The 23,228-nt window shown below is 74.7% G+C and carries 25 protein-coding genes; 12 read left to right on the forward strand and 13 right to left on the reverse strand.

Annotated features, from left to right (window positions below):
* Positions 1-14: 14 nt before the first annotated feature.
* Together Q1A09_RS07900 and Q1A09_RS07905 are read right to left on the reverse strand one after the other, a co-directional pair.
* Positions 15-1,568 carry a methyl-accepting chemotaxis protein gene (locus Q1A09_RS07900; protein WP_299953322.1) on the reverse strand — a complete coding sequence of 518 codons (1,554 nt, stop codon included), beginning with the start codon at positions 1,566-1,568 and terminating at the stop codon, positions 15-17.
* A 134-nt stretch (positions 1,569-1,702) separates the two neighbouring features.
* Entirely contained in the window at positions 1,703-1,987 is a 285-nt protein-coding gene (locus tag Q1A09_RS07905; RefSeq protein WP_299953323.1) for a hypothetical protein, read from the reverse strand.
* Positions 1,988-2,258: 271 nt separating this feature from the next.
* On the opposite strand from Q1A09_RS07905, the gene Q1A09_RS07910 reads away from it, so the two are divergent.
* Entirely contained in the window at positions 2,259-2,654 is a 396-nt protein-coding gene (locus Q1A09_RS07910) for a helix-turn-helix transcriptional regulator (protein WP_299953325.1), read from the forward strand.
* A 2-nt stretch (positions 2,655-2,656) separates the two neighbouring features.
* Here Q1A09_RS07910 and Q1A09_RS07915 read toward each other — a convergent pair whose 3' ends face one another.
* The gene (locus Q1A09_RS07915; RefSeq protein ID WP_299953326.1) at positions 2,657-2,860 is read right to left on the reverse strand and encodes a hypothetical protein; all 204 of its coding nucleotides are present in this window, start codon (positions 2,858-2,860) and stop codon (positions 2,657-2,659) included.
* 112 nt (positions 2,861-2,972) lie between these two features.
* Here Q1A09_RS07915 and Q1A09_RS07920 point away from each other — a divergent pair, with 112 nt between their 5' ends.
* On the forward strand, positions 2,973-3,863 hold the full coding sequence (locus tag Q1A09_RS07920) for a dihydrodipicolinate synthase family protein (protein ID WP_299953328.1): 891 nt from the start codon (positions 2,973-2,975) through the stop codon (positions 3,861-3,863).
* A gap of 69 nt (positions 3,864-3,932) precedes the next feature.
* The gene (argG, locus tag Q1A09_RS07925; protein WP_299953330.1) at positions 3,933-5,381 is read left to right on the forward strand and encodes an argininosuccinate synthase; all 1,449 of its coding nucleotides are present in this window, start codon (positions 3,933-3,935) and stop codon (positions 5,379-5,381) included.
* Positions 5,382-5,408: 27 nt separating this feature from the next.
* Here the strand turns inward: argG and Q1A09_RS07930 are convergent, their stop codons facing one another.
* Positions 5,409-6,800: an NAD(P)/FAD-dependent oxidoreductase gene (locus Q1A09_RS07930; protein WP_299953332.1), complete on the reverse strand. Its 1,392-nt coding sequence runs from the start codon at positions 6,798-6,800 to the stop codon at positions 5,409-5,411.
* A gap of 149 nt (positions 6,801-6,949) precedes the next feature.
* On the opposite strand from Q1A09_RS07930, the gene Q1A09_RS07935 reads away from it, so the two are divergent.
* The 5 genes from Q1A09_RS07935 to Q1A09_RS07955 all read left to right on the forward strand — a co-directional run bounded on the left by Q1A09_RS07935 (position 6,950) and on the right by Q1A09_RS07955 (position 11,117).
* On the forward strand, positions 6,950-7,336 hold the full coding sequence (locus Q1A09_RS07935) for a YchJ family protein (protein ID WP_299953333.1): 387 nt from the start codon (positions 6,950-6,952) through the stop codon (positions 7,334-7,336).
* An 83-nt stretch (positions 7,337-7,419) separates the two neighbouring features.
* A complete protein-coding gene (locus Q1A09_RS07940; RefSeq protein WP_299953335.1) occupies positions 7,420-8,067 on the forward strand; it encodes an FMN-dependent NADH-azoreductase in 648 nt (215 codons plus the stop codon).
* A gap of 149 nt (positions 8,068-8,216) precedes the next feature.
* On the forward strand, positions 8,217-9,002 hold the full coding sequence (locus Q1A09_RS07945) for a GNAT family N-acetyltransferase (RefSeq protein WP_299953338.1): 786 nt from the start codon (positions 8,217-8,219) through the stop codon (positions 9,000-9,002).
* On the forward strand, positions 8,999-9,934 hold the full coding sequence (locus tag Q1A09_RS07950) for a 1-acyl-sn-glycerol-3-phosphate acyltransferase (protein ID WP_299953340.1): 936 nt from the start codon (positions 8,999-9,001) through the stop codon (positions 9,932-9,934). Before Q1A09_RS07945 ends, Q1A09_RS07950 begins: the two co-directional genes overlap by 4 nt.
* On the forward strand, positions 9,924-11,117 hold the full coding sequence (locus Q1A09_RS07955; RefSeq protein ID WP_299953342.1) for a glycosyltransferase family 1 protein: 1,194 nt from the start codon (positions 9,924-9,926) through the stop codon (positions 11,115-11,117). Before Q1A09_RS07950 ends, Q1A09_RS07955 begins: the two co-directional genes overlap by 11 nt.
* Before the next feature lie 2 nt (positions 11,118-11,119).
* Here Q1A09_RS07955 and Q1A09_RS07960 read toward each other — a convergent pair whose 3' ends face one another.
* The 3 genes from Q1A09_RS07960 to Q1A09_RS07970 form a co-directional block, all read right to left on the reverse strand.
* Complete coding sequence (locus tag Q1A09_RS07960) at positions 11,120-11,875, reverse strand: hypothetical protein (RefSeq protein ID WP_299953344.1); 756 nt, start codon at positions 11,873-11,875, stop codon at positions 11,120-11,122.
* Positions 11,876-11,915: 40 nt separating this feature from the next.
* Positions 11,916-12,077 (reverse strand): hypothetical protein, encoded by a 162-nt coding sequence (locus tag Q1A09_RS07965; RefSeq protein ID WP_299953346.1) that lies wholly within the window; start codon positions 12,075-12,077, stop codon positions 11,916-11,918.
* 161 nt (positions 12,078-12,238) lie between these two features.
* Positions 12,239-12,484 carry a hypothetical protein gene (locus Q1A09_RS07970; protein ID WP_299953348.1) on the reverse strand — a complete coding sequence of 82 codons (246 nt, stop codon included), beginning with the start codon at positions 12,482-12,484 and terminating at the stop codon, positions 12,239-12,241.
* Between the two features lie 158 nt (positions 12,485-12,642).
* On the opposite strand from Q1A09_RS07970, the gene ppk2 reads away from it, so the two are divergent.
* Positions 12,643-13,632, forward strand: a complete 990-nt coding sequence (ppk2, locus tag Q1A09_RS07975) for a polyphosphate kinase 2 (protein WP_299953350.1) — start codon at positions 12,643-12,645, stop codon at positions 13,630-13,632.
* A 10-nt stretch (positions 13,633-13,642) separates the two neighbouring features.
* Here ppk2 and Q1A09_RS07980 read toward each other — a convergent pair whose 3' ends face one another.
* The gene (locus Q1A09_RS07980; RefSeq protein WP_299953352.1) at positions 13,643-14,773 is read right to left on the reverse strand and encodes an FAD-binding oxidoreductase; all 1,131 of its coding nucleotides are present in this window, start codon (positions 14,771-14,773) and stop codon (positions 13,643-13,645) included.
* Between the two features lie 119 nt (positions 14,774-14,892).
* Positions 14,893-15,717 (reverse strand): PRC and DUF2382 domain-containing protein, encoded by an 825-nt coding sequence (locus Q1A09_RS07985; RefSeq protein ID WP_299953354.1) that lies wholly within the window; start codon positions 15,715-15,717, stop codon positions 14,893-14,895.
* A 281-nt stretch (positions 15,718-15,998) separates the two neighbouring features.
* Here Q1A09_RS07985 and Q1A09_RS07990 point away from each other — a divergent pair, with 281 nt between their 5' ends.
* The 3 genes from Q1A09_RS07990 to Q1A09_RS08000 all read left to right on the forward strand — a co-directional run bounded on the left by Q1A09_RS07990 (position 15,999) and on the right by Q1A09_RS08000 (position 18,339).
* Positions 15,999-16,808, forward strand: coding sequence for a DUF3097 domain-containing protein (locus Q1A09_RS07990; protein WP_299953356.1), 810 nt, complete (start codon positions 15,999-16,001; stop codon positions 16,806-16,808).
* Between the two features lie 450 nt (positions 16,809-17,258).
* Positions 17,259-17,834, forward strand: a complete 576-nt coding sequence (locus tag Q1A09_RS07995) for a hypothetical protein (RefSeq protein WP_299953358.1) — start codon at positions 17,259-17,261, stop codon at positions 17,832-17,834.
* A gap of 4 nt (positions 17,835-17,838) precedes the next feature.
* Entirely contained in the window at positions 17,839-18,339 is a 501-nt protein-coding gene (locus Q1A09_RS08000) for a GntR family transcriptional regulator (RefSeq protein WP_299953360.1), read from the forward strand.
* Here Q1A09_RS08000 and Q1A09_RS08005 read toward each other — a convergent pair.
* The 4 genes from Q1A09_RS08005 to Q1A09_RS08020 all read right to left on the reverse strand — a co-directional run bounded on the left by Q1A09_RS08005 (position 18,324) and on the right by Q1A09_RS08020 (position 23,165).
* A complete protein-coding gene (locus Q1A09_RS08005; RefSeq protein ID WP_299953362.1) occupies positions 18,324-19,166 on the reverse strand; it encodes an aldo/keto reductase in 843 nt (280 codons plus the stop codon). The genes Q1A09_RS08000 and Q1A09_RS08005 overlap by 16 nt on opposite strands.
* 135 nt (positions 19,167-19,301) lie before the next feature.
* Positions 19,302-20,189, reverse strand: coding sequence for a tryptophan 2,3-dioxygenase (locus Q1A09_RS08010; RefSeq protein WP_299953364.1), 888 nt, complete (start codon positions 20,187-20,189; stop codon positions 19,302-19,304).
* Positions 20,190-20,207: 18 nt separating this feature from the next.
* Positions 20,208-21,833 carry a peptide chain release factor 3 gene (locus Q1A09_RS08015; RefSeq protein WP_299953366.1) on the reverse strand — a complete coding sequence of 542 codons (1,626 nt, stop codon included), beginning with the start codon at positions 21,831-21,833 and terminating at the stop codon, positions 20,208-20,210.
* A gap of 84 nt (positions 21,834-21,917) precedes the next feature.
* On the reverse strand, positions 21,918-23,165 hold the full coding sequence (locus tag Q1A09_RS08020) for an MFS transporter (protein ID WP_299953368.1): 1,248 nt from the start codon (positions 23,163-23,165) through the stop codon (positions 21,918-21,920).
* Positions 23,166-23,228: the final 63 nt, after the last annotated feature.

Below are 23,228 nucleotides of genomic sequence, written 5' to 3' on the forward strand. Positions count from 1 at the left end.
CCCCCGCCGGCTGGTCAGCCGCGGAAGGCCGAGGCCATCCGGGCCTGCTCCTCCAGCACCTCGCCCATCCGGGCCTGGACGGCGTCGAGCTGGCCGATGATCTCGCTGGTGGTGTGGATGCCCTCCGCGACGGCCTTGCTGCTGGCCTGGATGCCGGCGATCTGGTCGGAGACCTTCTGGGTGGCGTCGGCGGTCTCCCGGGCCAGGTCCTTGACCTCGCTGGCCACGACGGCGAAGCCCTTGCCCAGCTCGCCGGCGCGGGCGGCCTCGATGGTGGCGTTGAGGGCCAGCAGGTTGGTCTGGTCGGCGATGCCGGAGATGATCCGGATGACCTCCCCGACCGCGGCCGAGGCCTCGTCGAGGGCCTCGACCTCACCGGTCATGGTGGAGGCCTGGCTGACCGCGTTCTCGGCGACCCGGCCGGCGTCACCGGCGGCCTCGCGCAGCCGGGACACGGTGTCCAGCAGTTCGCGGGCGTTGTCGGCGGACTCCTCGGTGCGGCGCAGCACGTCCAGCCGCTGGGAGACCAGCTGCTGGACGTTGCGCAGCGCGGAGCGGCGGGACTCGGACAGCTCGATGGTGGTGGTGACGAAGAAGTCCATCGTGCCGATCACCCGCCCGCCCACCATCAGCGGGAAGCAGACGCCGGACTTCACCCCGGCGCGCTGGGCGGCCGGTGCGCGCACGCAGTCGGTCATCTCGCCGATGTCGCGGACGAAGAACAGGTCCCGGGACCGCCACGCGCGGCCGGAGACGCCCACCCCCTCGGCGAAGGAGGCGGCCAGGGTGACCTTCCGGAACTCCTCACCCGCGGAGCCGGACTCCTGCTGGAAGCGCAGCACGTTCGCGGTCTCGTCCAGGGCCCAGTAGGAGCCGTAGGCCCAGCCGAAGGCCTCCCGCACGGTCTCCAGCGCGATCCGCAGCGCCGACGCCTGGTCGTTGGCGGCACCGATCTCGGTGACCACGCTGGTCACCGCCTCGCGGTCGTCGAGGGTCTCCTGCAGCTCCGCCTTCGCCAGCGCGGCGCGACGGGCGTGCGAGAGCAGCCGGCCCAGGGAGTCCCACTTGCCCTGCCGGGCGCCGGTGAACGGCAGCTCTCCCCGGTCGTAGTACTCGTACAGCGCCGTGACGACACCCTTCTCCACCAGCGGGAGGACGCAGCCGTGCGTGGCGCCGACCGACAGCGCACCGGCCCAGCGCGCGCAGGTCGCCCGGTCGCTGTCCAGGCCGACCAGGACGGCGGTCTTCGTGCGGATCGCCTGACCGCCGTACCCGTCGCCGGGCGCGACGGTCTCCAGCCGGCCCGCCGGGGAGGCCGCGATCGCCTCGGCCAGCTCACCGGCCTGGCCCACCAGCCGGAACGGGCCGTCGGGATCGGGCAGCCACACCGCCCCGTAGGAGAGCCCCAGCTCGTCGACGAGGGTGGCCACGATGGCGCGGTGCGCGTCGAGGGGGCTGCTCACCCCGCGGTCGAGGACGGCGATCACCTGCTCGACGGACTCGACGTCCCGTGGCTCCGGCCCGACGGGCGCCGCGGTGCTCGATCCGGTCCGCCGCCAGGCCGCCATGTTGACCCTCCGCCTCTTCTAGAAGCTCACCGTGAGTTCTAGAAGCATGAATCGGCGGGGCGCAACGAACCTTGAGCCGAACGCACCGATGTGCCCCCGCGCCACCGCCGGCCGAACGCGACGCCGTCCAGGGGCTACAGGAGCGGGGCCAGGCGCAGCTGCAGTGCCGCCGGGAGGAGGGACAGCCGGTCGGCGGGAGAGCCATCACCCCGGACGAGCTCTGCGAGCGTGGCGATCGGCAACCGCTCGCCGAGCACGACGAAGCCGTCCTCGATCCCCTGCTGGTCGTCCAGCGCCACCGCGTCGCCGAGGACGGCGAGCACCGGGTCGCCCGTCGGCGGCAGGTCGTCGCCCCAGAGGTCGACGAGCCCGGCGCGGACGCGCGCAGGCCTCCTGGTGTCCCGTTCCCGCTGACCCATGCCACCCCCGTCCGCACCGCCACGAGCGACCGTCGCCACCCCCGGCGTGCAACCTAGGCCACCGAGCGTCTGCTTGGGTTCCGAAACGATTACGAGTCGCGGTGGCCCGAGCGGACCACCCGCCCCTCGAGCCCCGGCGCACCCGGGCGCCACACCCGGACCAGTGGGAGGAGGAATGATCGTCCGCGCTGGGCGCTTCCGATCATGGCCCGGCCACGCCGGCCGCACGGGGACGTGCGAGAGACACCTGCACGAGGGGGACGAGCGCACCGTGGACCGATCGGTCGATCCCGGCGCGCTGCCGACCTGGCCCGACCTCCTGGCCGTGATCGCGCGGGGCGAGCAGCGCCTGGTCCTTGAGACCCCGTCCGGCGAGCGCGCCGTGCTGCTGGCCGAGTCCGAGCTGCTGGCCCTGGAGGCCGCCGTGCGGGCGGCCGGCGGACACCCGGACCAGGAACCCCGGCTGACCGCCCGGGAGACGCAGGTGCTGGAGCTGGTCGCCGGCGGCCGCACCGGTGCCGACATCGCCGAGGAGCTCGGGCTGGCCACCAACACCGTGGCGCAGCACCTGGTCGCCGTCCGCCGGAAGTTCAACGTCCAGAGCAGCGCGGCCGCCGTCGCGGCAGCACGCCGGGCGGGGCTCCTGCCGACACCGCAGGACCGCTGACCTCAGGGCGACGCGTCCAGCACCAGCATCCGGGTGATCACCTGGCACCAGGCCTCCTGAACCTCGGCCGACCGGTCGGCGACCAGCTCCGTGAGGCTGGTCAGCGCGCCGCAGCCCTCGGTGACGATGGCGGTGAAGGCCAGCCGGAAGACCAGCTGCCCGATCTCGTCCAGGTCGAGGCCGGCATCGATCAACGGCTGGACCACCCACTGCTGCTCGGCTCGAGGACGCAACTCCACGTCGGGTGTTCGCCCGGACCCACCCCGCCGGATGCACCCCGCAGCGTGACCTGAGCCACTGACCGGCTACGGTCCGGCCGTGGTCGGTCCAGGGCAGCTGCGTGGCACCTATGTCGCACTCGTGACGCCGTTCGACGAGCGCGGTGCGGTGGCGCACGAGGCCCTCGAGCAGCTGGTGTCCGACTGCCTGGACGCCGGCGCGGCCGGGGTGGTCGCCCTGGCGACCACCGGTGAGGCCGCCGCGCTGGACGACGCCGAGCGGGACGCCGTGGTGGCCACGTGCAGCCGGGTGTGCGTCGACCGCGGCGCCCAGTTGATCGTGGGTGCCGGCACGAACGACACGCGCAGCACCATCGCCCGGCACGAGGCGCTGGCCGACGTCCGGGGGGTGACCGCGTCGCTGGCCGTCGTGCCGTACTACGTGCGGCCCACGGAGGCAGCGGTCGTCGCCCACCTCCAGCTGGTCGCCCAGCGCGCGCCGGTGCCGGTGGTCGTCTACAACGTCCCGCACCGGGTGGGCACCGGCCTGGGCGCGGCCGCCCTGCTCGAGCTGGCCGCCAGCGACGGGATCGCCGGGGTCAAGCAGGCGGTGAACGGCATCGACGCCGACACGCTCACCGTGCTGGCCCGCGCCCCGGAGGACTTCGCCGTCCTCGGCGGGGACGACCCCTACCTCTTCCCGATGGTGCTCATGGGCGCCACGGGGACGATCTCGGCGTCGGCGAACCTGGTGACCAGCCGGTTCGTGGCGATGATCGAGGACGGTCTCGCCGGCCGGCTCGACAGCGGCCGGGCGCACGCCGAGGTGCTGCTGCCCTTCGCCCTCGCCCTGTTCGCCGAGCCCAGCCCCGCGGTGATCAAGGCGCTGCTGCACGCCGACGGCCGGATCCCCACCCCGGACGTCCGGATGCCGCTGTCGGCCGCCTCGGCGCCGGCCACCCGCGCCGCCCTGGCGGCCCGGCCGGGCTGACCGGACGGACGATCAGCGAGCACACCCCTGCCTTTGCATGGTCATGCAAGCCCGTGCATAATCCTCATCGTGTCCAAGGTGCTCACCTCCCTGCCCGTCGGCGAACGCGTCGGCATCGCCTTCTCCGGAGGGCTCGACACCTCGGTGGCCGTCGCGTGGATGCGCGACAAGGGCGCGGTGCCCTGCACCTACACCGCCGACATCGGCCAGGCCGACGAGCCCGACATCGGCTCGGTGCCCGGCCGCGCCAGCGCCTACGGCGCCGAGCTCGCCCGGCTGGTCGACTGCCGCGCCGCCCTGGTCGAGGAGGGGCTCGCCGCGCTGACCTGCGGCGCCTTCCACATCCGGTCTGGCGGGCGCAGCTACTTCAACACCACCCCACTGGGCCGCGCGGTCACCGGCACCTTGCTGGTGCGCGCGATGCTCGAGGACGACGTCCAGATCTGGGGCGACGGCTCCACCTACAAGGGCAACGACATCGAGCGGTTCTACCGCTACGGCCTGCTGGCCAACCCGGGGCTGCGGATCTACAAGCCGTGGCTGGACGCCGACTTCGTCACCGAGCTCGGCGGCCGCAAGGAGATGTCGGAGTGGCTGGTCGCCCACGGCCTGCCCTACCGGGACAGCGCGGAGAAGGCCTACTCCACCGACGCCAACATCTGGGGCGCCACCCACGAGGCGAAGACGCTCGAGCACCTGGACACCGGCATCGAGACCGTCGAGCCGATCATGGGCGTGAAGTTCTGGGACCCGGCGGTGGAGATCGCCCCCGAGGACGTGACCATCGGCTTCGAGTACGGCCGGCCGGTGACGATCAACGGCAAGGAGTTCGCCACCCCGGTCGACCTGGTCCTGGAGGCCAACGCCATCGGCGGCCGGCACGGCCTGGGCATGTCCGACCAGATCGAGAACCGGATCATCGAGGCCAAGAGCCGGGGCATCTACGAGGCGCCGGGCATGGCGCTGCTGCACGCCGCCTACGAGCGGCTGGTCAACGCCATCCACAACGAGGACACCCTGGCCACCTACCACGCCGAGGGCCGCCGGCTGGGCCGGCTGATGTACGAGGGCCGCTGGCTGGACCCGCAGGCGATGATGCTGCGCGAGTCGCTGCAGCGCTGGGTCGGCATGGCCGTCACCGGCGAGGTCACCCTGCGGCTGCGCCGCGGCGAGGACTACTCGGTGCTCGACACCGCCGGGCCGGCGTTCAGCTACCACCCGGACAAGCTCTCCATGGAGCGCACCGAGGACTCCGCGTTCGGCCCGGTCGACCGGATCGGCCAGCTGACCATGCGGAACCTGGACATCGCCGACTCCCGCGCCAAGCTGGAGCAGTACGCCCGGATGGGCATGGTGGGCGGCTCGACCCCCACGTCGATCGGCGCCGCGCAGGCCGCCTCGACCGGGCTGATCGACGCCACGGAGGCCGGCGGCGCCGAGGCGATCGCCTCCCGCGGCCGGGTGTCCGAGCACGACGAGCTGCTCGACCGCGCCGCGATGGAGTTCGGCACCGACTGACCGGCGACCGGGAGCGCCGCGCGGCGCTCAGCCGGCGTCGCGGGCGGCGCGTTCGGTGTCGTAGATCCTCGTCGCCTGGGCGGCGTCCAGCCGGGCGTCCTCCGGCCGGACGACGGACAGCTGGGTGCTCTCCGGCGGCAGCACCGTCTGCCACAGCCAGTCCACGGCCACCCGCAACCGGTTGGCCATCGCCGGCAGGGCGTACAGGTGGTAGCCGCGGGTGACCACCTTGGCCAGCGGGCCGGTCAGCGGGACGCCGAGGGGCTTGGCCACCGCGTCCCAGCCACCGAGGTCGGCGACCAGGCCGAGGTCCTTGTGCCGGTAGGGACGAGCCTCCCCGACGCCCAGGCTGGCGGCGACGTTGCGACCCAGCGCGGTGCCCTGCCGCTGCGCGTGCTGCGCCGTGGGCGGGGTGTCCGGGACGTCGTCCTGGCCCTTCGCGGTGGCGAGGTCGGGGACGGCGGCGGCGTCACCGGCCGCCCACACGTCGGGGACGCCGGGGACGGACAGGTCCGTCTCCACCACCAGGCGGCCCTTGCGCAGCGGCAGCCCGAGCTCGGCCACCAGCGGGTTCGCGGTGACCCCCGCGCCCCAGACCAGCGTGCGGGCGGGGACCGTGGTGCCGTCGGTGAGCTCGACCTCGTGGGCGTCGGCCGACTTCACCGTGACCCCGAGGCGCACGTCGATCCCGCGCTTGCGCAGCAGGTCCAGGCTGCGGCTGCCCAGCTGCGGGCCGAGCTCGGGCAGCACCGCCTCCGCCAGGTCGATCAGCACCCAGCGCACGTCCTCGGCGCGGGTGCGCCCCCAGCGCGCCTCGATGGTGCGCAGCCAGCGCTGGGTCTGGGCGACGAACTCGGTGCCGGTGTACCCGGCGCCCACGGCCACCACGGTGAGCAGTTCCGACCGTCGTGCCCGGCCCGCGGGGGTGTCCGGCTCGGCGTCGGCCAGGTCGAGCATCTGCAGCAGGTGGTCGCGCAGGTACACCGCCTCGACCAGCGTCTTCAGCCCGCGGGCGTGCTCGGCGACCCCGGGGATGTCGAACTGCCGGGTCACCGAGCCCGGCGCCAGCAGCAGCCGGTCCCAGGGCTCGGCGTACGGCTCCCCCAGCCCGCCGGGGGTGACCGGGGTAACCGTGACCGTGCGCCCGTCCAGGTCGACGGCGGTGACCCGGCCGAGCACCAGCCGGACCCGGGGCAGCGCCCGGCGCAGCGACACGGCGATGTGCCGTGCCTCGATCACGCCGGTGGCCACCTCGGGCAGCAGCGGGCTGTAGAGCAGGTAGTCGGTGGGGGTGACCAGCACCAGCTCGACCTGCCCGGCCGGCAGGTGCTTCTGCAGGTGCTTGAGGGCGTAGAAGCCGGCGAACCCGCCGCCCACCACCACGATCCGAGTGGTCTTCTCCTGGTCCGCGTCGCTCACTGCGCGCCTCCTGGTGCCTGGTTCCGAGTCCGCCGGGACGGCCCCGCCGCTGCCCGGGACGTCCTCGGCGCCGAGTCCCTGCAACGTATCGGCCCGGACCGGGGGTCGGCTCGGTGAACGGCGTCCCCTCCGGCTGGGAGACTGCGACGATGGCTCCCCGACGATGCCCGTGCGGCTCCGGCCTGACCTACGCGGAGTGCTGCGGCCGGCTGCACGACGGGACGGCGACGGCGGCCACCGCCGAGCAGCTGATGCGCTCGCGGTACAGCGCCTTCGCCGTCGGCGACCCGGCGTACCTGCTGGCCACCTGGCACTCCAGCACCCGCCCGTCGACGCTGGACATCGACCCGGAGGTGCGCTGGACCGGCCTGGAGGTGCTCGCCACCAGCGGCGGCGCGCTGCTGGCCGCCGAGGGCACGGTCGAGTTCCGGGCGCACTGGCTGGCCGGCGGCCGGCCCGGCGCCCAGCACGAGCGCAGCCGCTTCACCCGCGAGGACGGCGCCTGGCGCTACCTGGACGGCGTCTCGCTGCCCTGATCCACGCGGCCGGCGGCCGGGTCGGGCGGCCAGGGCCCCGGGTGCAAGGGTGGGGGCGCCGCACACCGACCCGGGAGGCCCCGATGCCGCACCTGCTGCACCTCGACTCGTCCGCCGACCCGCGCAGCTCGGCGTCCCGCGAGGTGACCGCCGCCTTCGTGCGCGGCTGGCAGGAGCGCGGCGCGGGGTTCACCGTCACCTCCCGCGACCTGCAGGCCGACCCACCCCCGCACCTGCCCGACGCGGCGCTGCACTGGGCGCCGCGGCTGCGCACGGACGCCGAGACCGTGGACCCGGCGGCCGAGGCGCGGCAGCAGGGGCACCTCGACGAGCTGCTGGCCGCCGACGTCCTGCTGGTCGGCGCGCCGATGTACAACTGGTCGCTGCCCTCGACGCTCAAGGCGTGGGTCGACCACGTGCACGTGCTCGGCACCACCGTGCCGTTCGGCGACTTCGAGGCCCGGCCGCTGGCCGGGCGCACCGCGGTCGTCGTCTCCAGCCGGGGCGCCAGCTACGACTCCGGCGGCGAGCAGGCCAGCTGGGACCACACCGTGCCGCCGCTGGAGCTGGTGCTCGGCCGGTCGTTCGGGATGAGCGTCTCGGTGATCACCCTGCAGCTGACCCTGGCCGACCGGGTGCCTGCGATGGCCGACCTGCGCGGTCAGGCCGCCGCCGAGGCCGACGCGGCCCGCAGCTACGCCGAGGAGCTGGCCGGCCGGATCGCCGCCTGACCGTTCACCCGATCGGTGGTCACCTGCGCCGACATTCGCCGTCCCGACGGGGACGCGCCGCGCCTGCGCCACCGCGCGGACACCTGACCCGCTGAGCCTGGCGGCGTCCGGGCCTCGTCCAGGGGCCTCTCGACACCCGAGGTGTCGTCGTGACCACAGCACTGGTGACCACCGCACTGGCCGACCCCGCACCGACCTCCGCCCCACCGCTGCGCTACACCACCTCCCTGGCCGCCGGGCCCGCCGACGTCGAGGCCGCCCAGCGGCTGCGCCACCGCGTGTTCGCCCTGGAGTGCGGCGCGCTGCTCGACCCGCCGGCCGCGGCCGCCGGGCGGGACGCCGACGAGTGGGACGAGCTCTGCGACCACCTGCTGGTGCGCGAGGAGGCCACCGGGGAGGTCGTCGGCACCTACCGCCTGCTGCCGCCGGAACGGGCCGCCGCGGCGGGCCGCAGCTACGGGGACGGCGAGTTCGACCTCTCCCGGCACGCGTCCCTGCGCCCCGGGCTGGTCGAGGCCGGCCGCAGCTGCGTGCACCCCGACCACCGCTCCGGCGCGGTGATCACCGCACTGTGGGGCGGGGTCGCCCGGTACGTGCTCGACCGCGGCGCGACCCACCTGGCCGGCTGCGCGTCCGTCCCGCTGGCCGACGGCGGCGCGACGATGGCCGGCGTCTGGGACCTGGTCCGCAGCCGCCACCTCGCCCCGGCCCGGCTGCGGGTCGTGCCGCACCTGCCGTTCGACGTCTCCGCCCCACCGCTGCCCGACCGGCTCCTGGTGCCCCCGCTGCTGCGCGCCTACCTCAAGCTCGGCGCCCGGGTCTGCGGCCGGCCGGCCTACGACCCGGCGTTCGGCACCGCCGACCTGTACGTGCTGCTGGCGATGGAGGACATCCCGGCGCGGGTGCTCGACCGGCTGCTGGGCGGTGTCCGATGAGCTGGGTGCCCGTCTCCTCCTGCACCGCGGCCTGCGCCGCCGACGCCGCGCCGTCCGTCGACCCCGCCACCCGGCGCCGCCGGTGGCTGCGGCTGACCGCCGCGCTCGCCGGGGCAGGGGCGGCCTCCGTGCAGGCCCCCCTGATGACCGCCCGCGGTCGCCGCCGGCTCCTGGTCTGCGGCGCCGCCCGGGTGCTCACCGCCGTCGGCGTCCGGGTCGAGGTGCACTCCTCGCCGACCGCCTGGCCGCGCGCCGGCGCCGGCCGGGGCCCGGGCCAGCTGGTGGTCAGCAACCACGTCTCGTGGGTCGACGACCTGGCGATGCTCACCGTGGTGCCGGGGCTCCCGGTGGCCAAGCGTGAGGTCGCCGGGTGGCCGCTGATCGGGCCGCTGGCCCGCCGGGCCGGGGTCGTGCTGCTCGACCGCGGTCGGATCCGCACCCTGCCGGGCACCGTGGCCGAGGCCGCCGACGTGCTGCGGGCCGGGACGCCGGTGACCGTGCACCCGGAGGGGACGACGTCCTGCGGGGTCGAGCTGGGCCGGTTCCGGCCGGCGTTCTTCCAGGCCGCCGTGGACGCCGCCGCGCCGGTCTGCCCGGTCGCCGTCCGCTACCGGGTGGACGGCGGGTCGGCCAGCGCCGTCGCCGGCTACCTGGCCGACGAGCCGCTGTGGCGCAGCATCGCCCGGGTGGTGCGCACCCGCGGCCTGGTGGTCGAGGTGCACCTGCTGCCCGCCCTCGACCCGGCCGGCGCCGACCGCCGGGAGCTGGCCGCGCTGGCCGAGTACGCCGTCGCCGCCGTCACCGAGGCGAGCCCGCCGGTCGTCGCCGCGCACCCCCGCCGGCCGCGCGTGCCGGCCCGGCCGGTGCCGGTGCGGCGGCAGACCGCGGCTCCCGAGCCACCCAGCCGCTCCGGGGCCTCCCGTGCTGCGTGAGGACGCCGGTCTCGTCGAGCTGACCGCCGACGCGCTCCCGGTGCTGGTGCCCGGGTCGACCGGGCTGCGGGTGGCCGTGGTGGCCGAGACGTTCCTGCCGGCGGTGAACGGCGTGGTCAACTCGGTGCTCCGGCTCGTCGACCACCTCGCCGTCCGGGGGCACGACCCGGTGGTGGTCGCCCCATCCGGCGCGAGCTACGAGTCCCGGTGCGGCGCCCGGGTCGAGGTGGTGACCGTGCCGGCCATGCGGCTGCCCCGCTACCGGCAGCTCTCCCTCGCCCGCCCCGCCGGCGACCTGACCGCCGTGCTGCGCCGGCTGGCCCCCGACGTGGTGCACCTGGCCTCCCCCGCGGTGCTCGGCCTGGCCGCCGCCCGGGCCGCCCGCACCCTGGGCGTGCCGTCGGTCGCCGTCTTCCAGACCGACCTCGCCGCCTACGCGCAGCGGTACCGGCTGCCCGGCGGGGCGCCGGCGGCCTGGCGCTACCTGCGCCGCGTGCACGGCACGGCCGACCTCACCCTGGCCCCCTCCTCGGCCACCGCCGCGGTGCTGGCCCGGCAGGGCATCGGCCCGGTGGCGCTGTGGCCGCGCGGCGTGGACCTCGACCAGTTCGCGCCGTGCCACCGGGACGAGACGCTGCGCCAGCAGTTCGCCCCGGACGGCGAGCTGCTGGTCGGCGTGGTGGCCCGGCTGGCGGTGGAGAAGCGCCTGGAGCTGCTCGCCCCGCTCAGCGAGCTGCCCGGCGTCCGGCTGGTCGTGGTCGGCGACGGCCCGCAGCGCCGCGCGCTGACCCGGCTGATGCCGCGGGCCCGGTTCCTCGGCCAGCTGGGCGGTGCCGAGCTGGGCGCCGTGGTCGCCTCGCTCGACCTGTTCGTGCACCCGGGCGCCGACGAGACCTTCTGCCAGGCGGTGCAGGAGGCGCTCGCCGCCGGCGTGCCCGCGGTCGTCGCCGCCTCCGGCGGGCCGCTGGACCTGGTGCGGCACCGGGAGAACGGCTGGCTGTGGGCCGGGGCCGACCCGCACCTGCTCGCCGCGATCGTCGCCGGCCTGCGCGACGACCGGACCGCCCTCCAGGCGGCCGCCGCCCGCGCCCGACCCTCGGTCGAGGGCCGCACCTGGGGCCGGGTCGGCGACGACCTGATCGACCACCTGCACCGCCTCCGGACGGCGGCCCACGCGGCCTGACCTCAGTTCAGCAGGTCACCGTCGGACCGCAGCGAGTCCCCGGGCCGCACCGGCCACACCTCCAGCCCATCGGCGGTCAGCAGGTCGTCGACTAGCTCCGCGGTGCCGGCGACCAGGGTGGAGTCGAAGTCGATCTCCGTGCCGACGCACCACGCCCGGTCGTCGGGCCAGAGCAACTGCGGCGACTGGGGGATGAACCAGTCCGGCCGTGCGTGGTGCCCGAGTTCGAGCGCCGACTCCAGCGGCCCGGAGAAGAGCAGGTGGTCCCGGCCGAGCGGGTGCCGCGCCCGCGGCCCGTCCAGCACCTCAGCGGGGAACGCCGGCGGCACCGGCTCGGCCGATCCGAGGACGGCGACCGACGGCGACCCGGGCAGCCAGCCCCACCCCTCCCACAGGCAGTACCAGCACGTCTGCGGGGTCGAGGTGTGTCGGCGCACGACCGCGAGCAGCGCGGCCAGGTTGGCCGGCTCGAGCTCACCGGTGCGCGGTGCGCCGCCGGGCCAGTCCGCGCCGGCGGCGTTCGCCGGGTCGTCCGAGCCGACCAGCCGGTGCCACTGGACCAGCGGGTGCACGAGCCGACCGGTGTCCGCGGCGACCTGCGCCCAGCGGACGTCCTCGTCGGCCGGGTGCAGCACCCGGGCGTAGGCGGGGAAGCCGTCCGGCACCACCGACGTGACCGTGCCGAGCTCCCGGGACAACCGCGGGGCGATCCAGTCGGCCGGGCGGACGTCGGCGGACCACCGGGGAGACGTGGGCACGCCCCATCCTGGCGCGGCTGTCGAGGCGGTTGCCGCGCGATCAGCCTGCAGGCAACGACAGCACGACGGTCGGGCTTGCGGCGACGTCGACCAGCAGCTCCCGGGCCTCCGGTGGCGGTGCGGGCAGGTACCGCCAGGCCACCCGCCAGGGGGCGTCGTCCCCACCGACCTCACCGGTGTGCAGGCGGTACCGAGTGCCCACGTCGTCGGCCAGCCGGCACGGCAGGCCGGCCAGCTGCTCGGCCGGGCTCGGGGCGGGTCGCCGTTCTCGTTGGCCGCGGCACCCCAGGCGGCGAACGCCGCCGCATACCGGGCAGCCTGCGCGTCGGCCACCGGGCCGGTGCCGGCGAGCACGACGGTGACCTAATGGGCCAGCTCGACGTCGACCAGTCGCACCGCAACGCCGTCGACCTGGGCGACGACCGGCGAGCCGGTCGGCAGGTGCACCCGGGGCACCTGGGTGACGGTGACCAGGAAGACGTGGCCGGGGTCGTCGTAGTCGGCCAGCACGACCCCCTCGGCCAGCAGCGTCCGATGGGCGGACGCGGGCCGGGGGATGCGGCCGTTCCCGAAGGCGAGCAGCTGGGTCGCGGTGGGCAGGTCGACCATGGCCGGACCGTAGCCGCCCGTGAGCCGGGGCGCCCCACACGTTCCACGTGGAACGTCCGCCTCAGGAGTTCACCCGGCGCTCGGCCCGGGCAGAGGTGTACGGAGCCGGGGCCGGGCAGGATCGGACCGGCAACCCGCCCCCGCTCACCGGAGACGACATGACCCAGCAGACGCGCGACCACGCCCCCGAGGACATCCCGTCGCCCGTGGTCGACCTGTCCCGCTGGCGGCTCAACGCCCTGCCGGACACCAGCTCCGACGAGGACTGGGACGACGACCGCGAGCTGTTCGACCCGACGGGCAACCGGGTCGACACCTGGCGCGAGGGCTACCCCTACAGCGAGCGGATGGAGCGGCGCGAGTACGAGATCGAGAAGCGCCGGCTGCAGATCGAGCTGCTCAAGCTGCAGGGCTGGGTCAAGGAGACCGGCCAGAAGATGGTGCTTGTCTTCGAAGGACGGGACGCGGCCGGCAAGGGCGGCACGATCAAGCGGTTCACCGAGCACCTCAACCCCCGCGGCGCCCGGGTGGTCGCGCTGGACAAGCCCTCGGAGCGGGAACGCACCCAGTGGTACTTCCAGCGCTACGTCCAGCACCTGCCCGCGGCCGGCGAGATCGTCATGTTCGACCGCTCCTGGTACAACCGCGCCGGCGTCGAGCGGGTGATGGGCTACACCACGGCCGAGGACTACCTGCTCTTCATGCGTCAGGCCCCGGAGTTCGAGCGGATGCTCGTCGAGAGCGACATCAAGCTGGTCAAGTTCTGGTTCTCGGTCACCCGCGGCGAGCAGCGCAGCCGGTTCATCGTGCGCCAGATCGACCCGGTGCGGCAGTGGAAGCTCTCCCCCACCGACCTCGCCTCGCTGGACAAGTGGGAGGCCTACACCGAGGCCAAGGAGGCGATGTTCCTGCACACCGACACCGAGGACGCCCCCTGGACGGTGATCAAGAGCAACGACAAGAAGCGCGCCCGGCTGGAGGCGATGCGACACGTGCTCGCCCGGTTCGACTACACCGGCAAGGACGCCGACGCCGTGGGCACTCCCGACCCGCTGATCGTCGGCTCGGCCGCCGACGTGCTGGAGGAAGAGGCCGGCGCCCCGGTGATGCCGCACCCCGGCGAGACGCTGCCCCCGACCGCCGGCTGAACGACGGGCCTCACCGGGTGGGGCGGAAGGGCGTCAGGTCGAACGGGGGCTGCTCGCCCAGGGCCAGGCCGGCGGCGAGCCGGCCCATGAGCGGGCCGTAGGTCAGCCCGTTGGCGCCCAGCCCGGTCGCCACGACCAGCCCGTCGCACCCGGGCAGCGCACCGAGCAGCGGGAACCCGTCCGGGGTGACCGGGCGGAACCCGATCCGGGTCTCCAGCACCGTCGCCTCGGCGAGCCCCGGCGCCAGGGTCAGCGCGGCGTCGAGCACCTGCCGCTGCCCGGCGGCGGTGACCCGGTGGTCGAACCCGGCGTCCGGCTCGCGGGTCGCACCCACCACCACGCGGCCGCCGGGGAAGCCCAGCAGGTAGTGGTGGCCGAACTCCTCACCCGCCGTCATCACCGTCGGCCAGCCCGCGGTGCCGTCGTCGGGCAGCTGCAGGTGCACGATCTGGCCGCGCATCGGGCCCAGCGCGAGCTCGGCGCCCAGCGGGCGCACCAGCTGCGTCGTCCACGCCCCGGCGGCCAGGACGACGGCGTCGGCCTCGACCAGGACGCCGTCCACCCGCACACCGCGCACCCGGCCCTCCTCGGCCACCAGCTCGGCGCGGCCCGACCGCCGGTCCACCCCGGCCCGTTCGGCGGCGACCACGGCCGCGTCGCGGAACAGCCGGCCGTCCACCCGGCCGACGCCGCCCACCCACAGCGCCGGCAGGTCGGTGCGCAGCACCGGGAACCGGCGGGCGGCCGCCCCCGGAGGGAGCACCTCGACGTCCCCCAGCCCGGACCAGCCGCGTGCGGCGGCCGCCGCGGCGAGGTCGTCGGCGGCGTCCCGCAGGCCCTGCGGGTCGCTGCCGAGGGTCAGCCCACCGACCGCGGCGTAGCTCGGGTCCTGCCCGGAGTCGGCGGCCAGCTGGGCGGCCAGGGAGGGCCAGGTCTGCCCGGCGAGGTCGCTGTAGGCGCCCCACGACCCGGTGGCCGCCGGCCGCCAGGGCTGCACGATGCCGGCGCCGGCCGAGGTGGCCCGGCCGGTCTCACCGGACTCGACCAGGACGACGTCCGCGCCCCGCCGGGCCAGCTGCCACGCCGCTGTCGCCCCGACGATCCCGGCCCCGACCACCGCCACCCGCACGTCCGCAGTCACCCGGTCAATCTGTCACGGCGGCAGCCGGCCCCCCGACCCCGGACAGCACAGCACCCGCCCCGAACGGCCGGGGCGGGTGCTGGCGGGATCAGGTCCGTCCCGGAGGACGGGGCCTCAGATCAACGACGCGTGGTGTCGCTGACGTCGTCGGTGTCGACCTGCTCCTTGCGGACGGTCTCGGACACCTGCTGCTGCTCGGTCACCGTCTCGGTGTCCAGGCGCACGCGCTCGACCGGCACGGCCTCCTTCTCCACGACGGGACGCTCGGCGTGCAGCGTGACCTCGTGCTCCTCCTCGGAGATCGCCGGGCCGTCCATCGCGTTGCCACGGTTGGCCTCGGTGATGGGCTCGCGCTGGACGCGGACCTCCTCGTGCGACACGGGGACCGTCTCGGTCACGTTCTCCGTCACCACGTACTTGCGGAGCCGGGCCCGGCCGGTCTCCTCCTGGCGGGTGCCGACGTTGACGCGCTCCTCGGAGAGGGTCATCGCGTCGTCGGTCGTGGGGCCGGAGGTGTCGTGGCCCTTGGTGCCGTGCCGGTTGACGTCGGTGCCCCGGGTGTCGGTCGTCCCCGCAGCCACACCGGTGGTGGTGTCGGTACGAGCCGTCTCGGTCCGCGTCGTGTCCGACGTGCCGTGCATCCCGTAGTGGCGGTACAGCTCCGCCTCCTCGTCGGGGGAGAGGTGCCCGTCCTGGTCGATCTTGGGGGCGTCCTTCACGGCGGACTTGCTCACCGGTACGCGGAGGCCGTCACCGGTCAGGTCGGCCTCCCGGATCGGCACGAAGGTCTCCTTGGTGCCGAACATGCCGGTCTTCACGGTGACCCACTCGGGGTTGCCGGACTGGTCGTCGAGGAAGACCTCGGAAGCAGTGCCGATCTTGTCGCCGTCAGCGTCGTAGACGTCTGCGCCGATCACGCGGTCGAGGGTGTCGGTGCCGATCATGGTTCCGCTCCTTCGCTCGGGGTTCGTGCTCAGGTCTTGCTCTTGGACTGCCCCTCGAGACCACCCGGAAACAGGCAGTCCATGATCGACCTGACCCTGCGTCACCACAGGCGCGTCGGCGCCGGCCGGATCTGCCGGTGTCGTCGCAGGTCAGGTAGGGGGCGCGCGGCCGACACGCCGGACGGACCCGTCCGTCCGACACGCCGATCGGATCTGGGCGACCCCGGGCACCGGGCGTGTCGTGCCACCGACCGGGCGCCGTCCCATCCGAGCATGGAGCCGTGCCTCCCCGTTCGCCGTACGACGACCTGGTCCACCCGCGCACCAAGAAGGCGCCCTCGCCACAGGTCGAGGCGCTGAAGGACGTCGTCGTCGAGGACCCCAGCAGTGGGTTCGTCGGCGCCGTCGTGCGCTGCGAGAAGGACGTCGTCCACCTGGAGGACCGCTTCGGCAAGGTGCGGGCGTACCCGCTCGGCCCCGGCTTCTGGGTCGACGGGCGGCCGGTGGTGCTGGTGCGGCCGAAGCAGAACGCACCGTCGGGCCCGCAGCGCAGCGCGTCGGGGTCGACCTACGTGGTCGGCGCCCGCGCCCGGGTGGCCCGCGAGGGGCGCATCTACGTGGAGGGCAAGCACGACGCCGAGCTGGTGGAGAAGGTCTGGGGCCACGACCTGCGGATCGAGGGCGTCGTCGTCGAGCCGCTGCACGGCGTGGACGACCTGCCGGGCATCGTCAAGGAGTTCCGCCCCTCGTCCGGGCGGCGGCTGGGCGTGCTCGTCGACCACCTGGTGACCGGCTCCAAGGAGTCCCGGATCGCCGCCCAGATCACCGGCGACCACTCCCTCGTCGTCGGGCACCCGTTCATCGACATCTGGCAGGCCGTGAAGCCCTCCGTCGTCGGCATCACGGCCTGGCCGACGGTGCCGCGGGGCGAGGACTGGAAGACCGGCGTCTGCAAGCGACTGGGCTGGGAGGACGACACCGGCTACGTGTGGGCGCAGCGCATCCTGGCCCGGGTCAAGGTCTGGACCGACCTGGAGCCGACGCTGATCGGCCGGGTCGAGGAGCTCATCGACTTCGTCACCACCGACTGACCCCCTCCGGGACTTGCCCGGGGCCAGGCACACACGGCATTGTGTCAATCCATTGATTCAATGACTGTGTGGAGGACGCCGTGGCACTGGTGCCGCTGCTCGCCGTCCTGGCGCTCGCCTGCCCGATCGGCCTCGTCCTCGCGATCGGGCACCGGTCGCCGCCCAGTCACGAGGCGTCGGTCTCCGCCGCCCGCCGGCACGCGCGGCTGGCGGCGACGACCGCCCTGGCGCTCGGGGCAGCCGCGGCGCTGATGGTCGCGGTCGGTGGGGTCGGGGGCACCGCCCCCGGGAGCCTCGGGGTGACCGCACTGCTCGTGCCGCTCGTCTTCGCGGTCGTGCACACCCTCGTGCTCGCCGTCGGCGAGCTGACCTGGCCCCGCCCCCAGGGGGAGGTGCGCCGGGCCCGGTTGGTACGCCGCGGGCCGCTGGACGCCGCCCCCCCGCTGGCTGGTGCGGACGGCGGCCGTCGCGGCCCTCCTGGCCGCCGGGGTGCTCGGCCTGGGCGCACTGCTGTCGGACGAGACCGGCCGGCGGGTCGTCCACGCGTCGATGGCCGACGAGGCTCCCTGGTCGGCGGCCGATCCCTCCCCCGCCCTGCCGGGCAGCTCGGGCGTGCTCACCCACCTGGCGACGGCCGACGGCATGTCCCTGTCGACGGCCAGCCCCTTCCCCGGCCTCTTCTACGGCCGGCCGGCGGGGATCGGCCTGGTCGCCCTCGCCGTCGTCACGTTCGCCGCCCTGTGGGTCGTGGCGAACCGGCCCGCGGTGGCCACCGAGGACGAGCGGATCGAGTCGGCCCTGCGCCGGGTCTCGGCCCATCGGGTGCTCCGGACGGCCGTCGGCGGCAGCCTGGTGGTGACCGGCGGGCTGATGGCCGTCGGCGGGATGGCGATGGCCAACGTCGACCTGCTGCCGGTGTCCGGCCTGGTGGGCGCGGTGCCGGGGCTGCTGACCACGATCGCCGGCCTGGTCGTCTCGTGCGTGCGGGCACCCGGCGTCCCGGCCGACGAGCCGACCTCGGTCTGAGCCCGTGGCCCTGGACATCGCGGTCGACGTCGGCAGCCCGATCCCGCCCTACGAGCAGATCCGCAGCCAGATCGCCGGGCACGTGGGCAGCGGCCTGCTCACCGACGGCGCCCGGCTGCCCACCATCCGGGCGCTCGCCGCGGACCTGGGCGTGGCGCCCGGGACGGTGGCCCGCGCCTACACGGAGCTGGAGGCCGCCGGCCTGGTGGTCAGCCGGCGGCGGGTCGGCACCGTCGTCGTGGGCCGGCCGGCGTCATCGGTGGGTCAGGACCGGGTACGGGCCGCGGCCGGCGCGCTGGCCCGGGCTGCCCGGGAGGACCGCGTGGACGACGAGACGGTGCTCGCCGTCGTCCGGACCGCTCTGCAGGGGCCACCTGCCCCGGACACGGCGACGGCCGCCGTCCCCGAAGGGACGACGGCCGTCGGTCCGGCCCCCTCGCAGGGCCCCGCCACGAGCTCGCGAGTGGTGGGGGGCGAGGGGGTCCTTCCTCAGCTGGGGATGTAGTTGAACTCGTCCGGGTTCGGGCCGTTGCGGCCGTCGGCGCGGTCGAGACCGTCGATCTCCCGCATGTCGTCCTCGGTGAGCTCGAAGCTGAACAGGTCGAAGTTCTGCTCGACCCGGCTGCGGGTGACCGACTTCGGGAAGATGATGTCGCCGCGCTGGACAGCCCAGCGGAGGGCGGCCTGGGCCGGGCTCTTGCCGTACCGCTCGCCGACCCGGATGAGGGTGGCGTCGTCGAGCACCTTGCCCTGCGCGATCGGCGCCCAGGCCTCGGTGTGGATCTCGTGGTCGGCGTTGAACGCCCGCAGCTCGTTCTGCGCGAAGTAGGGGTGCACCTCGATCTGGTTCACCACCGGGCGCACCTCCGTCTCGCTGAACAGCCGGTTCAGGTGGTGGGCGTTGAAGTTGGAGACGCCGATGGCCTTGACCCGGCCGGAGCGGTAGATCTCCTCCATGGCCTTCCAGGTCTCGATGTAGTCGACGTCGATGCCCGGCAGCGGCCAGTGCACGAGGAACAGGTCCAGGTAGTCGAACTTCAGCGCGTCCATGGTGCCGTCGAACGCCTTGAGGGCGTCCTCGCGGGCGTGGAAGCCGTTGTTCAGCTTGGAGGTCACGAAGACCTCCTCGCGCGGGACACCGGACTGCCGCACGGCCTCGCCGACCTCGGCCTCGTTGCCGTACATCTCCGCGGTGTCGATGTGCCGGTAGCCGACCTCGAGCGCGGTGCGAGTGGCCTCGACGGTGTCCTCGGGCTTGATCTGGAAGACGCCGAAGCCCAGCTGCGGGATCTGCACGCCGTTGTTCAGGGTGATCGTGGGCACGGTGGCCATGGGGGATCCTCCAAGCGTCGAACGGGATGGGGAGGCGGCGCGCGACCTCATGGGGCGCGACCGGCCTGTTCCACCCTTACCCGTGCTCACGGTCGCTACCCGCGACAGATCTCACCGATCGACCGGGAATGCGGTTCAGAGCACCGTGCGGGCGGCCCACAGGTCGGGGAAGACCACCCGGGCGGCGCTGCGCTCCAGCCAGGCCAGCCCGGCCGAACCGCCGCTGCCGGGCTTGGCGCCCATCGCCCGGCGGACGGCGGTGACGTGCCGCTGGCGCCAGGTGGTGAAGACCTCGGCGACGTCGGTGAGCACCTCCCCCAGGGCGAACAGCTCGTTGCCCGGCCGCGGGTCGGCGTAGACCTCGGCCCAGATGGCCGTGACGGCCGGGTCGGCCTCGTGGGTCACCGTCCGGTCCCGGTCCAGGACGGCGGCCGGCACCGGCAGCCCGCGCCGGGCCAGGTACGCCAGCACGTCGTCCTCCAGGGAGGGCGCGGCCAGTGCCCGCTGCAGGTCCGCGTGCACCACCGGCAGCCCGCGGTGCGGCCGGACGACGGACTCCGCCTTCAGCCCCAGCAGGAACTCCACGTGCCGGTACTCGTAGGACTGGAAGCCCGACGCCTCCCCCAGCTGGTCGCGGAAGCCGTTGAACTCCGCCGGGGTCAGCCAGAGCAGCGAGCCCCAGCTGGCGTCCAGCGAGCGCAGGTGGTGCACCGACCGGCGGATCGAGCCGATCGCGGCGTCCAGGTCGTCGGCCCGCAGTTGCCGCTGGGCCAGCTCCCACTCCCGGCGGAGCAGCGTGAACCACAGCTCCATCACCTGGGTGACCACCAGGAACGCGGGCTCGGCCGGGTGCTCGGTGACCGGCCGCACCAGCGCCTGCAGCTGCCGCACCCCGACGTACTGCTCGTACGGGGTGGCGTCGGCGAACTCGACGGTCGGCTCGCCGGCGTTGCCGGCGGCCCGGGCGGCCCGGGTGCCGGCGTCCAGCGGAGCCGGGTGGCTGGGGGAGGAGCGCGTGGTCACCCGCGACATCCTGCCGCCTCAGCTCAGCTGGGCGGCCACCATCGGCTCGAGCGTCAGCTCCGGGCTGCGCTGCTGGAGCGAGCGCAGGTCCCACTTGTCCATGAACAGCGCCAGCAGCTCGCCGTCCTCGCGCTCGAAGACCTCGACCCCGCGCGCCGCGGCGACCGCGGGGGCGGAGGCGGCGTCGGTGCGCACCGCGACCTGGTAGGGCAGGTGGTCCAGCTCGACCGGCGCGCCGAACTCCTGCGCCATCCGGTGCGCGGCCACCTCGAACTGCATGGGGCCGACGACGGCGAGCACCGGGGCCTGGTCGCCGCGGCGGTCCGACCGCAGCACCTGGGCCACGCCCTCGGAGCCCAGCTGGCCGACGCCGCGGCGGAACTGCTTGAACTTGGCGGTGTCCTTGCCGCGCATCACCGCGAAGTGCTCGGGGGCGAAGGTGGTCAGCGGCGGGAAGGTGACCTTGGTGCCGGCGTAGAGCGTGTCGCCGACGTGCAGCGCGTTGGCGTTGACCAGGCCGACGACGTCGCCGGGGTAGGCGGTGTCGACGCTCTCCCGCTCCCGGCCGAACACGTGCTGGGCGTACTTGGTGGCGAACGGCCGGCCGGTGGTGGCATGGGTGACGACCATGCCGCGCTCGAACACCCCGGAGGCGATCCGGATGTAGGCCAGCCGGTCGCGGTGGGCGGCGTCCATGCCCGACTGCACCTTGAACACGAAGGCGCTGAACGAGGCCTCGACCGGCCGCAGCGCACCCTCGGCGTCCGGCCGCGGGGCGGGGGCCGGGGCCAGGTCGACCAGCACGTCCAGCAGCGCGCCGACGCCGAAGTTGGAGACCGCGGAGGCGAAGATGACCGGCGTCGTCTCGCCGTCCAGGAACCGCTGCTGGTCGTGGTCGGCCTCGGTGGCGTCCAGCAGCTCGTTCTCCTCGACCGCCCGGGTCCAGTCGACGCCTTCCCGCGCCTCGGCGGCCTCGGGGGTCAGCGTCTCCTCGGGGGCGATCGTCGCCCCGCCGGCGGTGCGGGTGAAGCGGCGGTAGGTGCCGTCCCGGCGGTCGAGCACGCCGCGGAAGTCACCGGAGATGCCCACCGGCCAGGTCAGCGGGGTGGGCGTCAGCCCGGTGCGCTCGCTGACCTCGTCCATCAGCTCCAGGGCGTCCTTGCCCGGCCGGTCCCACTTGTTGACCACGGTGATCACCGGGATGCCCCGGTGCTTGCAGACCGCGAACAGCTTCATGGTCTGCGCCTCAAGGCCCTTGGCGGCGTCGATCAGCATCACCGCGGCGTCCACCGCGGTGAGCACCCGGTAGGTGTCCTCGGAGAAGTCCGCGTGGCCGGGGGTGTCGAGCAGGTTGACCACCGCGTCGCGGTACTCGAACTGGAGCGCGGCGGAGGTGATGGAGATGCCGCGGGCCTTCTCCATGTCCATCCAGTCCGACACCGTGCCCCGCCGCCCGGCCTTGCCGTGCACCGCGCCGGCCTGCCCGATCACCCGCGCGTGCAGCGCCAGGGCCTCGGTGAGCGTGGACTTACCGGCGTCCGGGTGGCTGATCACGGCGAAGGTGCGCCGCCGGGCCGCCTGCCCGAGCACCTCGGTGGTGGACGCGTCGGGACGGGCGAGCTCCGTGCTCGGGACGGTGCTCATGGACGGGCGGTGCTCCTCGGGTGGCGCGGGCGGTCTGCCCAATGTACGGCTGGGCCGCCGGGCGGCGGCACCCCTCGACCGGCCTCAGCCGAGCTCGGCGGGGACGGCCGCGGCGGTCCCGGCCGGCGCGCCGGGCCGGCGCAGCACGGCCCAGGCCGCGATCCCGAGCAGGCCGGTGGCCGCCGCACCGAGGGCCGGGACGGCGAAGGCCGCCTCGGCTCCCCACCGGTCGACCGCCGTCCCGGCCAGCGCCGAGCCGGCGGTGACCCCCACGGTGAGGCCGGTCGAGGTCCAGGTCAGGCTCTCGGTCAGCGCCGCCCGCGGCACCCGGGACTCCACCAGCGACATCCCGGCGACCAGCACCGGGGCGATCGTCAGGCCGGCCAGGAAGGCCAGGCCGATCAGCAGCGTCAGGGAGCTGACCAGGTACAGGGTCTGCGCGGCGACGGCGAACAGCAGCGCGCAGCCGAGGAACCGGGTGACCAGCGTGCCGGGCAGCCGGAGCACGCCGTAGGCCAGCCCGGCGACCAGGCTGCCCCCCGCGTACGCCGACAGCGCCAGCCCGGCCACCGCCGGGCGGCCCTCCGCGTCGGCGAAACCGACGACGACGACGTCCATCGCCCCGAAGACCGCACCCATGGCCAGGTAGGTGACCGAGACGGCGATCAACCCCGCGGTGAGCACCCGGATCCGCACGTGCGGCTGCCCGGCCACCCGGGGGACCACCGGCGGCGCGGTCGCCTCCAGCCGGGACATCACCAGGCCGCCGACGACGCCGACCAGCAGGCCGGTGAGGAAGCCGGCGGGCGGGGAGACCAGTGCGGCCAGGAAGGTGACCAGCGGCGGTGCGGTGACGAAGACGACCTCGTCGGCGACCGACTCGAAGGCGAAGGCGGTCTGCCGCTGGGCCGGGTCGTCCAGCGCGTGCGCCCAGCGGCTGCGCACCACCGAGCCGATGCTGGTGCCGCTCGCCCCGGCCAGCACGGCGAGGACGAACCACGACCACACCGGGGCGCCGGCCACCACCACCGCGACGAAGGACAGCCCCAGCACCAGGTAGGCCAGCGCCGTCCAGCGCAGCACCTGGCTCTGCCCGTACCGGTCCATCACCCGGGCCCACTGCGGGCTGGCGACGGCGAAGGCGAGCGACAGGGTGCCGGCGATGGCCCCGGCGAGGGCGTAGCTGCCCGACTCCGCCTGGACGAGCAGCACCGAGCCGAGGCCCACGGTGGCCATCGGCACCCGGGCGAACCAGCCGGCGAGGGAGAAGGCCCGCGCGCCGGGGACGGTGAACAGCCGGGCGTAGGGACTGAGGACGGTGGTGGCTGGCACAGCTGCTTCTCGCGCTTCCTGGCCACAGGCGAGTGCGGGGGTGCCCGCCGGACCCTCGGGTGG

This window comes from uncultured Modestobacter sp. (assembly GCF_947486615.1).
Lineage (GTDB): Bacteria > Actinomycetota > Actinomycetes > Mycobacteriales > Geodermatophilaceae > Modestobacter.

What these genes read in the sequence shown, in the direction of transcription:
- Q1A09_RS07950 (WP_299953340.1), top strand. Translation starts at nt 8,999, where the DNA reads ATGAGCTGGGTGCCCGTCTCCTCCTGCACCGCGGCCTGCGCCGCCGAC.
- Q1A09_RS07905 (WP_299953323.1), bottom strand. Translation starts at nt 1,987, where the DNA reads ATGGGTCAGCGGGAACGGGACACCAGGAGGCCTGCGCGCGTCCGCGCC.
- Q1A09_RS08015 (WP_299953366.1), bottom strand. Translation starts at nt 21,833, where the DNA reads ATGAGCACCGTCCCGAGCACGGAGCTCGCCCGTCCCGACGCGTCCACC.
- Q1A09_RS07985 (WP_299953354.1), bottom strand. Translation starts at nt 15,717, where the DNA reads ATGATCGGCACCGACACCCTCGACCGCGTGATCGGCGCAGACGTCTAC.
- Q1A09_RS07940 (WP_299953335.1), top strand. Translation starts at nt 7,420, where the DNA reads ATGCCGCACCTGCTGCACCTCGACTCGTCCGCCGACCCGCGCAGCTCG.
- ppk2 (WP_299953350.1), top strand. Translation starts at nt 12,643, where the DNA reads ATGACCCAGCAGACGCGCGACCACGCCCCCGAGGACATCCCGTCGCCC.
- Q1A09_RS07900 (WP_299953322.1), bottom strand. Translation starts at nt 1,568, where the DNA reads ATGGCGGCCTGGCGGCGGACCGGATCGAGCACCGCGGCGCCCGTCGGG.
- Q1A09_RS08005 (WP_299953362.1), bottom strand. Translation starts at nt 19,166, where the DNA reads ATGGCCACCGTGCCCACGATCACCCTGAACAACGGCGTGCAGATCCCG.
- Q1A09_RS07935 (WP_299953333.1), top strand. Translation starts at nt 6,950, where the DNA reads ATGGCTCCCCGACGATGCCCGTGCGGCTCCGGCCTGACCTACGCGGAG.
- Q1A09_RS07970 (WP_299953348.1), bottom strand. Translation starts at nt 12,484, where the DNA reads ATGGTCGACCTGCCCACCGCGACCCAGCTGCTCGCCTTCGGGAACGGC.